We start from the raw sequence: 15,665 nt of genomic DNA, 5'->3' as shown, positions 1-15,665 counted from the left end.
ATCATCGAGGCCTTTTCTATACGCGCTCGCGTGTCTTCGTGTGGACATATGACGTGATGACTGTATGAAAAATAAGCGAAAACCGCGAAACTCACTGCATGGTCAAAGATGGGGGTGGGGGTATTCGGTCGGAGAAATTCGATGGACCACTGATGAGGCGTCTTCCGAGCATGGGGGAGAGCCGTTCATTGCGCCCGAATTTGGTATGGGGAACAATATGGGTATGCATGCATTCGTGGCGAGCCCTTTGGTCACGGTGATTTCCGGGATGGCGAAGGGCGGCGTCGATTCCCCTTCGGACGTATTCGCCGGCGACGATATCCCGACTGGTATCGATTGATGGTTTTTTGCTGGGCGTTCGCAGTCTCGACGCTGTCGTGCGGATGCGCAAACCGGCGTAGATGGATGCGCGATGGGCGTGTTGCCGGGGATGGCGGCCCGAGGACGGTCGTTGAACAGAGATGAAAAAACTAGATATAGGGCAGCTCATTACTACATGTCGAATATTTAGTGGTGCAAAGCGGGGAATCGAGGTTTTCCACGAGTTATCCACAGGCGGTGTTGACGAAATGTGGATAACTTTTCGACCTTTCGGGGGCGGTGCAATAGGGTCATGAAACGTTGATATCTCAACGTTTCATCGAATGTGGGCAGTTGGTATAAAAACAACGTCCGCTAACGGAATCTCGAGTTATCCACATTTTTATCCACAATGGTCCACATTCATCCACAATACGCTGTGAACTTGCGCTATCGTTATGCAAGGACGAAAATAGTCGCTTAGTAACAAGCAAAGAAGAAAGGTGAACCATGACCAATGTTTCACATGAAACATCATCCGCGAATGGTCGTGGCGATACCATCGAGTCAGCCTCTGAAGTATTGAATCGTATTTTTCAGGGCGAATCTTCTGGATTGGGAGCTCAGATTTTTGATTTGGCGGAACGCCGCCAGTATCTCGAAGGAGAGACTTACCCCAAGCCGTCCTCGATGCGTGTGATCGCTGTCGCGAATCAGAAGGGTGGCGTCGGCAAGACGACGTCCGTCGTCAACATCGCCTCTGCTCTTGCGCAAGAGGGGGCTCGCGTGCTCGTCATCGATATGGACCCGCAGGGCAATGCGTCCACGGCGTTCGACATCGAGCACTCGTCCGGCAGCCCGTCGGTGTATGACGTGCTTGAGGGGCGTCTGACCATCAGTGAGGTCAAGCAGCAGTGCCAGGACTTCCCGACGCTCGATGTGGTGCCGTCCACCATCGATTTGAGCGGCGCCGAATTGGAAATCGCCGCACTTGAGGATCGCACGATGCTGCTGCGTGAGAGCATCGACGCATATATAGAGGAGACGGACGAGCAGTACGACTATATCTTCATCGACTGCGCTCCGAGCCTCGGTCTGCTGGTGCTGAACGCGCTGTGCGCCGCGCATGAGGTGATGATTCCGATTCAGGCCGAATACTACGCGCTGGAAGGTCTCGGCCAGCTGATGAAGACCATCGGTCTGGTGCAGGCCTCCCTGAACAAGGACCTCATCATCTCCACCATGCTGATCACGATGTTCGATCGTCGAACGATTCTGAGCCAGGACGTGTTCGACGAGGTGAAGAACCATTATCCGGATATCGTGCTGAACACCACCATCCCTCGTTCGGTGAAGATCGCCGAGGCCCCGAGCTTCAGCAAGCCGGTCGTCTCCTACGAGCCGAATGGTGCCGGGTCGATTTCGTACCGCGAGGCGGCACTGGAAATCGCCAAGCGTTCCGAACAAGTGTTACAAACCATTGCATCGCGAAAGAGTGGGGACTGATCATGGCAGCACGTTCTCGTCGTTTGGGCAAGGGCCTCGGCGCCTTGTTCCCCTCGCTTCCGGGCGAAGAGCCTGAAGAGAAGAAGCCGGCGGCGCCGGCTGCGGACTCTGCGGAGAAGACCTCGCGTACGGATTCCGGAGCATCGACCACGGCCGGTGCAACGAAACCCGTCAAGCCGGTGAAGTCCACGCAGCACAATCGTGCTGAGGCCGGGGGAGAGTCCTCCGGTTCGAAGGGCGCGGCCGGACGGAAGAACAAGCGGCCGAGCATGCCGTCTCTCGTGGACTCGCTGCATCCGAGCGATATGTTCTTCGGCGGGGATTCCTCTGACGGAGCATCGTCGAGCGCCGGCGTGACTCCGAGTGCATTGTCGGATCTGATTGCACCGACCCGACCGCTGTCTTCGCAGATCGCCAATGCCGCAGCGAAGCCCGAAGCCGCTGCGGCCGCCGCTGCCGGCGATCATGCCGGCAGCGGTAAAGGCAGTGGCAGGTCCGCCGCGAAGGCCGCCGGAGTCAAGAAGGCGTCGGCGAAGTCCGCTGCACAGCGTGATGATGTGTCCGAATCCGCAGCCGAAGGGCCCAAGCCGGTCGCCGGTGGATATCTGGCCGAGCTGTCGGTTACGGACATCACGCCGAACGATCATCAGCCGCGTCAGATCTTCGACGAGGACGAGCTGCGGGAGCTTTCTCGTTCGATTCAGGAAGTCGGCGTGCTGCAGCCCATCGTCGTGCGCAAGCGCACGGCGGAGGCCATCGAGGCCTCCGACAGCAAGGCGCCGTACGAGCTCATCATGGGCGAGCGACGTTGGCGTGCGACCCAGCTGGCTGATCTGACCACGATTCCCGCCATCGTGAAGACCACGTCGGATACCGATATGCTTCGCGATGCGTTGCTGGAGAATCTGCATCGTGTGGCGCTGAACCCGCTGGAAGAGGCGGCGGCGTATCAGCAGATGCTGAGCGAATTCGGACTGACGCAGGAACAGCTGTCGAAGTCGGTGTCGAAGTCGCGTCCGCAGATCGCCAATACGCTGCGTCTGCTGCAGCTGCCGGCATCGGTGCAGAAGAAGGTGTCGGCCGGTGTACTGAGCGCGGGTCATGCGCGTGCGCTGCTGGGACTTTCGAATCCGGAGCGTATGGAGGAACTGGCGAACAAGATCATCGCCGAAGGTCTTTCCGTGCGCACCACCGAGGAGATCGTGGCCACGGAGGTCCGTCAGAATCCGGACGGCAAGAAGAAGCCGCGTCGCCAGAACGTCTGGGCGGATTCGCCGGCACTGCATTCGTTGGAGAACCGTTTCGACACCAAGGTGGCGATTCGTGGTTCGAAGAAGAAGGGCCGTATCGAAATCACCTTCGCGTCGGAGGAGGATTTCGACCGTATCCTGCAGCTGCTTGGCAGCGAACATCAGTCGGGCGAAGCCGCTGACGGCAAGGACGACGGCTGGATCTGAGACTTCCATTCGCTGTATTCGATTCGTTGGGGGACGTTTCACGTGAAACGTCCCCCAACGTCGTATGAGCCCTGATTCCATTTGATTCGACCGGACCATATCAAATCGTAGGGGGTATATTTATCGCGGTGTCGCACAATGATATTCGGGGGTTATCCTCCGGTTCATGTTGTCTTCACCGACGTCTTCTACCGTGAAATTGCAGGCAGATGACCGGGTGATACACCCGGCATAACGCTCGATGAAGGAGATTATCGTGGCCGGCAAGAAGGATAAATCCCTGATCTACTGGAATATGAACTACAAGGGGAAGCTGCGCCGCACATGGATGATGGTTCCCATCTGCATTGTCCTCATGGTCGTCGCGCCGTTCTACACAGCAAACGAGTACGGCAGCGTGATGGTCGGCATCGTCTTCGACGTGGTGCTGTTTGTGGTGATGGTGCTTCAGCTGCTCTACAACATGAAGAAGGCCAAGGAGGAGGAGCGGCAGAACCGCATGAACGGCCCCTCTGCTCCACGCCTGGGCTGAGAGCATCGGGCGATACCGCCCCAACGATAGAACAGCAGCATGGTTTCCGCCGACTTGGTATGGAAGCCATGCTGCTTTTTCACGTGAAACGATCATTAGGAGAGCGGTCGGGTATTGGGGCGGAAACCGCATCGGCCTATAATCAGGAATCACGAGAGTCGTCATGTCAATGGTGAAATGAGACAGGGGAAGCCGATGCGTCAGTCGTCATACACACAGCCGCGCCAATCGTCATGTATGCGTCAGTCATCGTCCGTAAGCCGGCCGCCCATACCAATCGCGGCCGCAAATGCGACGTTGTCGACGGTGATATTCGCAATCGCCGTGATATTCGGCATGATGATCGCTCCCGCCGATTCATCGTATGCCGCGTCCTCGCCGACGCCGACCTGGGAGAAGTCCATACGCATCGACGACAACGCCGATGGTGGGTCCTATCCCGGAGTGAGCATCAGCGCGGATGGGCGGTATGTCGCCGCCACCCGGTTCGGCAGTATCTCGGAGAAACTGCATACCGTGCGAATCGTCGATCTGCGGACCGGCAAGGTCAATACCGTATCCGCAATCGGCGCCATCATGGATCCGAAATCGGCGACGTTGTACTACAGCACGGGAGCCTCCTCGTCGGACGCCGTTCGTGCCGTCGACATGAAGGGGGAAACGGAACGGCGACTGGGTGATTGTGTGGGTAGCCTGATGGCGGTATCCCAGGATGGTTCGACGATGCTGACCGCCACCGAAAACGGCTCGTCGACAAGACTGCATCAATACGATCTCACCCTGCCCGCAGAAAAGCGCACTTTCGACATCGAGGGCAGCGTCAGCCAGGCGCGCATCACCGAAGACGGCACGACGGTGTATGTGCTGAGCCTGCTGCGGCAGCAAACGTCCTCCACGCCCGCGCAATACGCATTCAGCGCATACAGCCTTACCAGCGGGAAACAGACTACATCCCACGACGTACAGACCGATGACGACGTAAGCGCGGTATTGCTCACCACGCAATTCGCCGATACCCACAGTGTGATGGTGCAGCGCAACGACAAGATGGATCTGGCTGCACTCGACCCGGACAGCGGAAAACTGACGACTGTTGTGCCATCGGATTCAGGCGCGATACTGGGGTACAACCTGTGGGGTTCGATAGCCGCCATGGGCAAGTTCTCGGTCGATGACAACAGCCACGTCAGCTGGAAGAATGCAACGATACGGACCATCGACATCGGCACGGGAAAGACGCTGACGTCCACTGCCATGCCGGAACGCATGCAGGAGAATCTCACCGGGGCGGGCGAGCAGATCGCGTTGAACGCCGATGGCTCGACGGCCTACACCGTTGGGAAGCAGGGTGATGTTTCGGCGGTGAACACATCCACCGGCGCAATCTCGGAGGCCGCGCATCCGGACGGCGAACGGTTGGTGCGGTCCTTGGCCATGACCCCGGATGATTCCCGACTGGTGATGACCACGGATGCGGACTCGGCCGACGATCCCGTATATCTGGTCGTGATGAAGACCCATCTGCCCAAGGCGTCCGCGAATGCATCCCATGGCATCGGGGGCTCCAAGGCCGGAGGAAAGGGTGCAGGCGGAGTCATCGACGGTCTGACGGGCAATCCCGTTATGACGATTGCGCTCGCGGTGGTTGTCGTGGCGGGCGTTGCGGTGATCGCGGTGGTGGTCATGCGGCGACGCAAGGTCGGGAACGTCGCCGTTGACGGTGCCTCGCAGCCCGATTCGGTGCCATTGCCACCGGCGGCTCGGAACAGTGCCGGGACCGGTGCCGTACGGTCGGTGCCTCGACCCGTGCCACAACCGACCGTGCCACAACCATCGCCGCAGCCCGCCTCGCCACCAACGGCCGCGCAGCCCACCTCGCAATGGCGTTTCTGCATGCATTGCGGCACACGGATGCGTGCGGAAGCGCGGTTCTGCCCATCCTGCGGCCGCAGCACGCAACAGCAATGACGCCATCGATAATGACGTCATCAATGGGTGTCGGCGACGAATCGCGTTCGCCGGACGATTGGCCGCCGACACGTTCCGACTATTCGCCGATGAGATACGCCTGGGCGTCGAGGGCGGCGCGGCAGCCCATGCCGGCGGCGGTGATGGCCTGCTGATACACGGCGTCGGCGTTGTCGCCGGCGGCGAACACGCCGGGCACGGACGTGCGCGACGACGCCCCGTCGACCTCGATGGTGCCGTCGGCGGCGGTCTTGACGGCTCCGCCGAGGAACTCCGTCTGCGGAATCTGGCCGATGGCCACGAATACGCCGTTCGCGGGAATCACGCGCGTCTCGCCGGTGGTGACGTCGGTGAGCTCGACCTCGGTGGCGCCGGACTGGTCATCGCCGTGAATTGCCGAAACCGTGGCGTTGAGTTCGAAACGAATCTTCGGGTTCTCCTGGGCGCGCTCCACCATGATCTTCGACGCGCGGAACTCGCCACGACGATGCACGAGCGTCACCGACGAGCCGAAGCGGGACAGGAAGTCCGCCTCCTCCATCGCGGAATCGCCGCCGCCGACCACGACGATCGGCTTGTTGCGGAAGAAGAATCCGTCGCAGGTGGCGCAATAGGAGACGCCGCGGCCGGCGAATTCCTCCTCGCCGGGCACGCCGAGCTTGCGGTGCTGCGATCCCGTGGCCACGATGACCGCCTTGGCCTGGTAGTCCGTGCCGGAATCCGTGTGCAGGATCTTGTCGTCGCCGGAGAAGTCCACCGAGGTCACGTCGTCGTATTCGATTACGGCGCCGAACTTCTCGGCCTGCTCGCGCATGCGGTCCATCAGCTCCGGGCCGAGAATGCCCTCGGGGAATCCGGGGAAATTCTCCACCTCGGAGGTGTTGACCAGCTGGCCGCCGGGCGTCAGGGCGCCGGCGATGATCAGCGGCCGATATCCCGCTCGTCCGAGATAGATGGCGGCCGTGTAGCCGGCCGGCCCGGAACCGATGATGACAACGTCGTGTTTGCTTGCTTCTTGCGTTTCACTCATGCCTTTCACCCTACAACAGTGCCCATCGCCCTCGGCGGAAACACCGACATCAGCCGCTTTCGGCAAGTCTTACTTGAGAGCGTCATCGCCGAGCAACGAATCCAGCATGGAACGCGACAACGCATAATATGCCGGCCGTTGTCCGGTGTGGATGACGACCTCATTGGCTTCAAGTCCCGCCAAGGCATTGTTCACGCGTTTCTGGCCGGCGTTCAGCGCGCTGCGCAACTGTGCTCGGGTCATGCGATGCGGAGCCGCGCCGAACAGTTCCTCCTGGATAAGGAAGGCGATGATATTGGCCTGGTCATCGTCCCAATGCCGATTGTCGCGAAGCTGCTCGAGGGAGCCGAACGCATGATTCAGTATGATTTGCTTTTCCGTGAGATCGTCGATGATGCGTTGTTGCGATTCGGCGACGAATGTCATCATCCGATGGGCGAACAGGCTTCCGTCCTGGCAGTTCAGCGGATGCTGCGCATCCTCGAATGCCTTGTAATACGACGCTTTGCCGTCGTATATGCATGGACTCAGCCCAATGACGGTCGGCACGCTGAGATGCTTACGCAGCTGCAGAGCGAACAGGAACCGTCCCATTCGGCCATTGCCGTCATAAAACGGATGAATGCATTCGAATGCGTAATGGCACATCGCCGCTCTGATAAGTGGTGGTACGCCGTCGTCGTGGGATAAACGCAGCCATTGCGTGAGCAATGCGATGATGGCCGATTCCGGCGTCGCTCCGGTATGAATACGTTTACCCGTGGCCGCGTTATCGATATACACGGGACCATCACGGAAGATTTCGCCGTCGGGTATCCTGTCTTCGGCGAGTTCGCCTGCGATTACACCATCATAGATGGTACGGATATCCTGCAATGACTGCGGAAAATCGAGATGGGTCGGGTCGTCGTCACTCAGGGCGAGAAAAAGCCTCGCGAATTCGGTGAATCTTTTCTTCGGCCCATTCGTCAGGGCGACTTCCAGTGCGTCGCTGATTTCACGGCGCGTGGAGCGTACGCCTTCGATATCGTTGGTGCTCTGCATTTCGGCGCCGATGAGATCCATGATGTACGCTCGCCGTGCGATTGGCGGAAGCTTATTCCATAGTGCGACGACGGCGTCATCCTGTTCTCGAACGCGGTCGGAGAGCGTCATGAGCTCTCGAAAGCCCGTGACGAACAGCTCATGACCGTCCAATACGATTCCGGAACGGAACGTGCTCCATCCGGCGAGACGCTGCCGGTATTCGGTCTCGGCGATATCCTTCGGCGGCTTGGTGGATTGACTCATATGTACGGCTTGTCTGATGCTTTTGTAATCCATCGTCAATCGCACTTTCTCGTCAAAGGAATCTTTAGTAGGGATACATCCTACCTTCTAACGCGTCTTTTTGGCAAAAAGACGCGTTAATGAGAGGTGAATGGAGTCTCTAACGTGTCTTTTTAAGGAAAAGACACGTTAGAGTAGGTCCGGTGGGGTCCTTATGCGTCGAAATGACGTTTTTGACGCATTGGAAGACGAGATATGGCGATGAATGATGACCTGTGGCGGGCGGCGAGCATCGATTGACACCTGTGGGCGGTTGCAATCCTGATTGCGCTGGGAGCCACGATTATCGCGGTGTGAGCCTGTCGTCGTGATTTGCTGCGACATGGACTACGCAGCGAAATGTGCGAAATGCGACGTAGTCCATCGTCGTTTGACATTGGGGCAGGAAGAAACCGCGTGATTGCAACGATCTTGAAATCAGGCTATTGGAGTTTCGCTGGATTACGACGCGAAATAACAACAACGCGGTGTGGTCCATCGGAACGGATGGACCACACCGCGAATATCGCGATATCGAGGGTTTGATACCGTCGAACGTTCAGTACACCTGGACGGAGTTGAAGTAGAGACCGCCCTCCGGAGTGGTGTCGGACGGGACCCAGATGACAAGACTCTGCGTCTTGACCGACTTGCTGAGCTTGACCTCGGTGGTGCCGCCGGCCGCGAAGGAGAACTCCGCCACCTTGGTGCCGCCGGTCGGATTGTCGCTCGTCGCGCCCGCATAGATCGCGGCCTTGCCGCCGGGCTGTCGCAGCGAGACCACCACGCGGGAGACGTCCTCCTGCTGGGCGAGCTGCACGTACCAGCCGCGGCCGCCGAGGGTGGCGGAACCATCGACGAAGGTCTGCGTGGACGTGGTGTATGCCGTGGTGTTCGACGGCGTGGGGGTGGCCGACGCCGTGGTCTTCTTCGGCGTGGACGACGTGGACGGCGCGGTGGACGACGAGCTCGGGAAGCCGCCGACCTCCGACGTATTGATGGACGGCCAGGCGTCCGCCGACTTGGTCTTGCCCTTATCCGGCGAGAACAGGCCCAGGGCCATTGCGGCGCCGGCGAAGATCACCGCCAGCACGACGACCGTGCACAGCACGGCCACGATGCGATGCATACGCTGCTTTTTGCGGACCTCCGGGGACTGCTCCTCCTCGTCGATGGCCATGGCCGCCTGCTGCTGCACGTTGCCGGTGGGCGAATACGACGGCGGGTTCATCGGCAGCTGCGGTTCGAAGCTCGCCGGCAGCGGCTCCATGACGATGGTGGCGTCGCCGACGCCCTCGTTGCTCTTGGCGCCCTGAGCGGCATTGGCGTTCCTGGCGTTCGGGTTCTCGGGCAGCGCCGGCTTCACGCTCACCGGCATCGGCACGGCTGGCCCGGTGGCCGAGGCGGCCGCATGCGCCGGAAGATTATCGGCGGTGTCGGAAACGGACGGTGCGTGGCCGTGACGGATGCTCGACACATCCAGACCGAGCGTGGGCTTCGACTGCGTGTTGCCGTCCTGCAGCGGCAGGTCCGGAGAAAGGGGATCGTAGTAGTCGGAGGCGAAATCCTCGGGATTGGCCTCGTCCACCTCGCGGTGGCCGGAGAACAGCAGCTGGTTGGTGCTCCACGCCTTGCCGGCGGGCTCCTGCGACAGCTGCGGCTTTTCGGGCGCCGGCCGGAACGCGGCCGGAAGATCCACGATGTTCTCCTTCTTGGCCGGCAGCACCTGCACCAGTTCCACCGACTGGCTGGAGGCATGCGAGGCGATGGTCATGTCGTCGTGGGTCAGCTCGGTGACCGGCTTCCACGTACCCAGCAGCACCTCGAACTCGTTCAGCGTGCTGATCGGCACGGGCACGGGTTCGCCCGCCTCATGCAGACCGAGGCCACGCATGCAGATGATGCGGAACTCTTCCGGAACGTCGGCGAATTCGGCGGAATCCACTTTCGTGCCGGCCTCGTAGCGGTGGCCGGTGACGGCCTCGAACAACACGGCGGCAAGCTGGCGGATGACCACGGCCTCGGAATCGGGGTTTTCGGAAGGCCCGAGCAGCGCCGGCACCAGAGCCGACGAGATCGGCGCATCGGCCAGCGTGACGTGCTGCGACGTCAGACGAATCACATCGGCGCTGATCGCGCGATGGTTCAGCTTGGCGGCGCGCAACGAGAGCGCCGCCTCGACGCTTTCGCCCATGATGGTGCGAATCGCCTCGGCGCTCAGCGCATGATGCGGCGCGCCGGCGTTGTGCGCCAGATAACGGCTCAGCGAAATGCCGGGATCGAGGTCGGTGATGATGATGCACGCGCCCTCTTCGGAACGAATCTGCTGAATCGGCGTGAACCTCGGGTTGTGGCTCAGCACCAGCGACGACGCGATCTCGTTCGCATTGGCGGAGATCTCGACGTCGGAGATGAGGAACAGCTGGCAGTCCTTGGCCATCACGCTGTCGTTCGCGCGCCACACGGAAAGACCCGGCTCCTCGCGTAATACCTGTACCAAGGTGTAGCGGTCGATCAGGGTGTCTCCAAGGCCTGGTTTCATGGTGCTGCTCTTCTCATATGCGAATAGGTTGCGCGCGGATTCGGCTGTAGCAATTCTATAGGTCGGAGTGCCCGAAGGCCTAGCTTCCTGCGCAACTAGTGACGAATCCGTTACACTTGCCGGGCCGCCGGTCGTGGACGACGAAACGGTGCGCGGTTTCACCGTGTTCCGGGCGGCTGCCGCGGCATCGTCGGGCGTGCCCGAATCGGTGCCGTCGTGGTTGCTCTCACCGGTGTCGGCATTGCCCACAGCATCGGGCTGGGCCGCGCTGCGACCGCGCCCCAGCCGCGCGGCAACGGCGTGGATGAGGTCGGTGAACTCGGAGACGCGCAGCACCATCAGCAGCGCCGCATACACGGCGGCGATCACGATGGTGAGCACCACGCAGATGATGAGCGAATCCACCCAGCGCATGACGCCGTCGAACCGGTCGTAATGCACGCCGAGCAGCGCCATCAGCGGCTTGCCGACCAGCCAGCTGGCCACGCCCGACACCGCGCCGGCCACCAGCGCCTTCGCATGCATGACGAGGATGCGCCTGCCGTCCAGACTGCCGCCCATGCGCCTGCGAAGCCGCAGGAACAGGAACGGAATCGTGACCAGATACGCGATGCTCAGCGACAGGCCGACAAGCATCGCCCAATGCTGCGGCGGCAGCACCGCGATGGAGACCAGCAGGAACACCAGCTGCACCGCGTTGTTGAACAGGGCGAACAGGAACGGGCTCTTGCCGTCCTCATACGCGTAGAACGTGCGCTGGATCAGCAGGAACGCACTGATCGGCACCAGGCCGACCGACAGGCTCACCAGCGGCCCGGCAATCAGCAGCGCGTCATGCACGCTGACCGACGGCAGCAGCGCTCGCGTGATGGGCACCGGCATGGCGATGAGCGCCGCCGAGAAGAACATCATCGACAGTCCGACGTTGCGCACCGACGAGCTCAGGTCGGCGCGAGCGGACGCGATGTCGTTGTCGCTGATGGCGCGGGAAAGCTTCGGAAACACCGCCGTCGTGATGGATACGGCGATCAGCGAATATGGCAGGATGTACAGCGAATACGCGTACTGGTAGGAGCCATTGCCGGCGATGCCGTGCAGGTCGTGGCCGGCGAGCGGGGCGCCCGTGTTGATCTGCGAGGTCACCATGCCGACGATGAGGTTCAGCACCGTAAGCGCCAGACTCCAGATGGCCACCTTGCCCATGGAACGCAGGCCGATACCGTGGATGCCCCATTTGATGCGGTACTTGAGGCCGATGTGCAGCAGCGGCACGAACAAGACCAGCGCCTGGAACGCCACACCCAGCGTCCACGTGCCGGCGGTGAGCAGGATCTTGTCGTTCGTCCAGAACTCCATCGGCTGGCGGCTGGCGTTGCCGAACATCATGATGAACGCGATGAAGCCGGCGCAGCTGATGACGTTCGCGCCGACCGAGCTCCACGCATATGTGCCGAAGCGTCCCTTCGCGGCGAGAATCTGGCCAAGCACCAGATACAGGCCGTAGAAGAAGATCTGAGGCATGCACCACAGCGTGAACGCGTCGACCAGCGCCCGCTGCTCGGGCGCCCAGTTCGGGTTCACATACAGTCGGGTGACGATGGGCGTGGCCAGCATCATGAGCGCGGTGATGCCCAGCAGCAGGGCGATGGCCAGCGTGATGAGCTTGCTCAGCCGTTCGTTGGCGTCCTTGTGCTTGAGCGTGCGGACGATCTGCGGCACGAGCACGGCGTTGAAGATGCCGCCGGAGATCAGCGTGAAGATGACCTGCGGAATCATGGAGCCGGTCTGATACGCGTTGGCCGCGATGCCGGTCGTGCCGATGGCGGCGGCCAACAGAATCGAACGAATCTGGCCGGTAACGCGCGAGGCCGCCGTACCGGCGGCCATGATGAGGGAGTTACGTCCTACGGAATTGCTCATTCGTCGGGGTCCTTTACACGATGGAACTGGCGCCATAGGCCAAACACGCCAAGGAGCACGGCCAATGCCAGAATGGCGTAGCCGCTCCAGTCGTTGATCTGAAAGACGCTCGTCACGCGGGCGGAGGCAGACGAGCCGAACGTCACGCCGCTGCGGTCCTGCAACTGGACCGTCACGTTGGTGCTGCCGGAGTTCAGCACATGGATGTTGACCGTCGACTGCACCTCCGCGTGCGCGGGAATCACCAGGTCGTCATCCACGCTTGCCGTGAACAGCTCGGAATCGGTCGCGGCCGTGATATGGATGTGCACGGGATACGGATGGTCGTTCGCGATGGTTATCGGCATCTTCGCGCTCTGGCTCACGATGTTGATGGAATCGGGCTGGGCCACGGAAATTCCCGACAACAGGCCGTTGCCAAGCTGACGGGCCGCCCGAATCATCGTCGTGTTCTCGGTGGGGAACGAACTGAACGACTTGCGGGCCAAGTCAAGATAGGCGCTGTTGAGCGACCGCGCCCATTGGGTGGCGGTCGGCCTGTCGTTACCGGACGTCCTCGTGTCGGCGCTCGCCGACGGCGACGCCGACGAGGACGCCGTCTTCGAATCCTTCACCAGCACCTGGTTGACGAAACGGGTGATGTTGGAACGGGCACGGCCCAGGTCGCGAACCTGTCTGCCGAGCGTGATGGCCTCCTGGCCGCCGAGGGACTTCACCGCGCTCGCACGTTCGGCGGCCTCCTCGGACGAAACGTACGGCTGCGCCTTGATGAGCGATGCGAGGCTGTCGAGCTTGAGCCATGAGCAGGATTCGAGCTTGGAGACCAGCTCCTCCATGTTGGCGGTGTCGGTGGAGTCGACGTCCTGGCCGAGCGACACCAGCAGCGTGCGCGACTCATACGGTCCCTCCTGCTGGTAGAGCGCGGTCTGCGCGACGATGCGCGCCAGACGGCCCGACTCGGTGGTCTCGGCGAGCGCGTCGTCGCTGGTGGCCTTGCCCTGCGCGAGCGTGCTCAGATCGCGCTGCGTGTTCAGCACGGTAACGTTGCCGGCGCTGGTGGGCACCACCATCTTCGACGTGTGCACGGCGCTCGGTGTGCTCGGATCGTAGCCGGATTCCGCCACCACGATCGAATATCCCTGTGATTTCGCCGCGGCCAGCGATTTCGTGGTCCACTGCGCGGTGCTCTGCCAGGCCACGGCGGTCGGCACGGAGGCCTTCTCGTCGCCGACGGCGTCGCGGTAGAGCGTGCCGCCGCTCGCGGCATTCCACATCGACGCCTTCAGACCGGTCGACTGCCAGTCATGCTGGTCGGCGGTCTGCGCCTGATAGGCGATGTCGAATCCGTCCGGCTGCATGATCGCCGCCATGTTCGGCTTGGTCTCGAACGTCTGCGCATAGCTCGGATCGCCGACCACCTGAATGGATTTGTGGCGGGCGAGCACGCCCGTCAGGGCCTCCTGCTCGCTGCGTTCGGTGGAGCCCAGCGAGGTGACGGCGTCGTCGGTGTCGCCGCTCTGCGTCAGCAGCTTCTTCACGTTCGCGTTGGTGGCCTTCCACTGCGAGGTCGTCAGCGGCAGCGCGACGACCACGTTGAGCTGCGGCGTCTGCTCGAGATTCAGACCGTCCTGTGTACGGGTAACAAATGAATGGATGCAGGCTTTCTCAACGTCTCCGACGAGGTATCGGATGCTCAGTGGCTTCGGTCCCCACGTGCGGAACAGCTGCATCACGTCGCTGCTTGCCGAGGCGTGCACGATCACCGTCTGCCTGGCGCCCGGCTCCAGCGCATTGACGGACGTCGAGCCGAGCGTATCGTGCAGCCAATGCAGTTCGGGGCTGACGTCGTCGGAATCGTTGGCCCACTCCTGCATGAGCAGGCTCGAATCGAACGTGAACCGCGGGTTGGTGCGAATCTCGAGTTTGCCGGCGGCCAGCCTGGTCTTCGAATTATTGGTGATGGAGATGACGGCCGTGTAGTCGTCCTTGCCGTTGATGGTCGTGCTCGTGTTGTTTTCCACACGAAGCGTGATGTCGGCTGACGAGTGCGTCGACGATGACGACGTTGATGCACTCGATGATGAAGATGACGACGATGACGACGTGGAATCGGAGGTCGATTGCGTTCCCTCGCCGGAATCCATCGCCCATGCCGGCGCGGACCCCGTCAGCGTCCATGACAGACCGACGAACAGCGTGAGGACCAGGCAAACGAATATGCGAAAGCGCCGCGGCGCCGAGGGCGACCAAGCCCAGCCGCGGCCGGAGCGGTGTGCGGTACGGTTCAGCAAATCCTGACTACTTCCTGTGCTTTCGCGCATACAGCCATGCAATCCTACGTTCGTTAGGATAGCTCAGGACGTCGTTCAAATCATCAAATCTGACCCAAATGGCGTCTTCCGCCTCGTGGTCGGGATCGCCCTCCACCGTCAGCTCGCCGCCGATCATGCGCAACGCATAGTGGTGGACCAGCTTGTGCACGCGCTGCGCGGTGCCGGTGAACCAGTAGTCGATGGTGGCGATGGATGTGATGACCTCGCCGAGGATGCCCGTCTCCTCGTGGACCTCGCGTACCGCGGTCTGTTCGGGCGTCTCGCCCTTTTCGATATGCCCCTTCGGCAGGCACCATTCCAGGTGTCCCGAGCGGGAATGGCGGGCGATGATCGCCACGCGGCCCTGCTCGTCGAAGATCAGGCCGCCGGCGGAGTATTCGCGCACGACCGGCAGTTCGCGGGCGTCCAGCGAGGCGAACGTGGTGGGCTGCGTCTGCTTCTTCGCCATGATCGCCGGCGTCGGACGCGGCGGAATGGGGCTGTCCTCCACCTCGCGGGAATCGATGCGGTCCTCGGAGAACTCCACATCACCTTCAGGCAGTCGCAATGTGGCACGCTGTCCATATTGTGGAGTCTCGGAGCTGTACAGAGGGCGCAACGGCACTGGTTCGAGACCGTCTTCGGCACCTTCGGGAAGGGGTCCGTTTTGGGTATAATTCCCCGAAGAACTGGCGGCACGGGCCATCATGCGCGCAACATCTCCGGGAGTAGTCATACCTCTTACAATACGCAAAACATTGTGCAGGTGGGGTAACGGTAAGCTTGATTG

Annotated in this window: 10 protein-coding genes; 5 read left to right on the top strand and 5 right to left on the bottom strand. The window is 61.3% G+C overall.

Annotated elements, in window-relative coordinates; all coding sequences use genetic code 11:
* The first annotated feature begins 217 nt into the window (after positions 1 to 217).
* The 5 genes from CS006_RS11035 (at position 218) to CS006_RS03545 (ending at position 5,763) form a co-directional block, all read left to right on the top strand.
* Positions 218 to 340: a hypothetical protein gene (locus CS006_RS11035; protein ID WP_279324817.1), complete on the top strand. Its 123-nt coding sequence runs from the start codon at positions 218 to 220 to the stop codon at positions 338 to 340.
* Positions 341 to 810: 470 nt separating this feature from the next.
* Positions 811 to 1,806: a ParA family protein gene (locus CS006_RS03560; protein ID WP_100510358.1), complete on the top strand. Its 996-nt coding sequence runs from the start codon at positions 811 to 813 to the stop codon at positions 1,804 to 1,806.
* Between the two features lie 2 nt (positions 1,807 to 1,808).
* The gene (locus tag CS006_RS03555) at positions 1,809 to 3,263 is read left to right on the top strand and encodes a ParB/RepB/Spo0J family partition protein (protein ID WP_100510357.1); all 1,455 of its coding nucleotides are present in this window, start codon (positions 1,809 to 1,811) and stop codon (positions 3,261 to 3,263) included.
* Positions 3,264 to 3,519: 256 nt separating this feature from the next.
* On the top strand, positions 3,520 to 3,795 hold the full coding sequence (locus CS006_RS03550; RefSeq protein ID WP_243386657.1) for a hypothetical protein: 276 nt from the start codon (positions 3,520 to 3,522) through the stop codon (positions 3,793 to 3,795).
* Positions 3,796 to 4,131: 336 nt separating this feature from the next.
* Complete coding sequence (locus CS006_RS03545; RefSeq protein ID WP_133119525.1) at positions 4,132 to 5,763, top strand: zinc-ribbon domain-containing protein; 1,632 nt, start codon at positions 4,132 to 4,134, stop codon at positions 5,761 to 5,763.
* A 79-nt stretch (positions 5,764 to 5,842) separates the two neighbouring features.
* Here the strand turns inward: CS006_RS03545 and trxB are convergent, their stop codons facing one another.
* From trxB to CS006_RS10940, 5 genes are all read right to left on the bottom strand, one after another.
* Entirely contained in the window at positions 5,843 to 6,793 is a 951-nt protein-coding gene (gene trxB, locus CS006_RS03540) for a thioredoxin-disulfide reductase (protein ID WP_100510354.1), read from the bottom strand.
* A 69-nt stretch (positions 6,794 to 6,862) separates the two neighbouring features.
* Positions 6,863 to 8,083, bottom strand: coding sequence for a Fic family protein (locus tag CS006_RS03535; RefSeq protein WP_243386655.1), 1,221 nt, complete (start codon positions 8,081 to 8,083; stop codon positions 6,863 to 6,865).
* 577 nt (positions 8,084 to 8,660) lie between these two features.
* Positions 8,661 to 12,563: a murein biosynthesis integral membrane protein MurJ gene (locus tag CS006_RS03530; protein WP_165777214.1), complete on the bottom strand. Its 3,903-nt coding sequence runs from the start codon at positions 12,561 to 12,563 to the stop codon at positions 8,661 to 8,663.
* Positions 12,560 to 14,884, bottom strand: a complete 2,325-nt coding sequence (locus CS006_RS03525; protein ID WP_243386653.1) for a DUF6049 family protein — start codon at positions 14,882 to 14,884, stop codon at positions 12,560 to 12,562. The genes CS006_RS03530 and CS006_RS03525 overlap by 4 nt, the downstream gene beginning before the upstream one ends.
* Entirely contained in the window at positions 14,862 to 15,611 is a 750-nt protein-coding gene (locus CS006_RS10940; RefSeq protein ID WP_100510349.1) for an NUDIX hydrolase, read from the bottom strand. The genes CS006_RS03525 and CS006_RS10940 overlap by 23 nt, the downstream gene beginning before the upstream one ends.
* Positions 15,612 to 15,665: the final 54 nt, after the last annotated feature.

Origin of the sequence: Bifidobacterium primatium, from assembly GCF_002802875.1 — a bacterium.
GTDB lineage: Bacteria > Actinomycetota > Actinomycetes > Actinomycetales > Bifidobacteriaceae > Galliscardovia > Galliscardovia primatium.
Note: the sequence above shows the minus strand (reverse complement) of the source record. Positions and strands in the feature narration are given on the sequence as shown.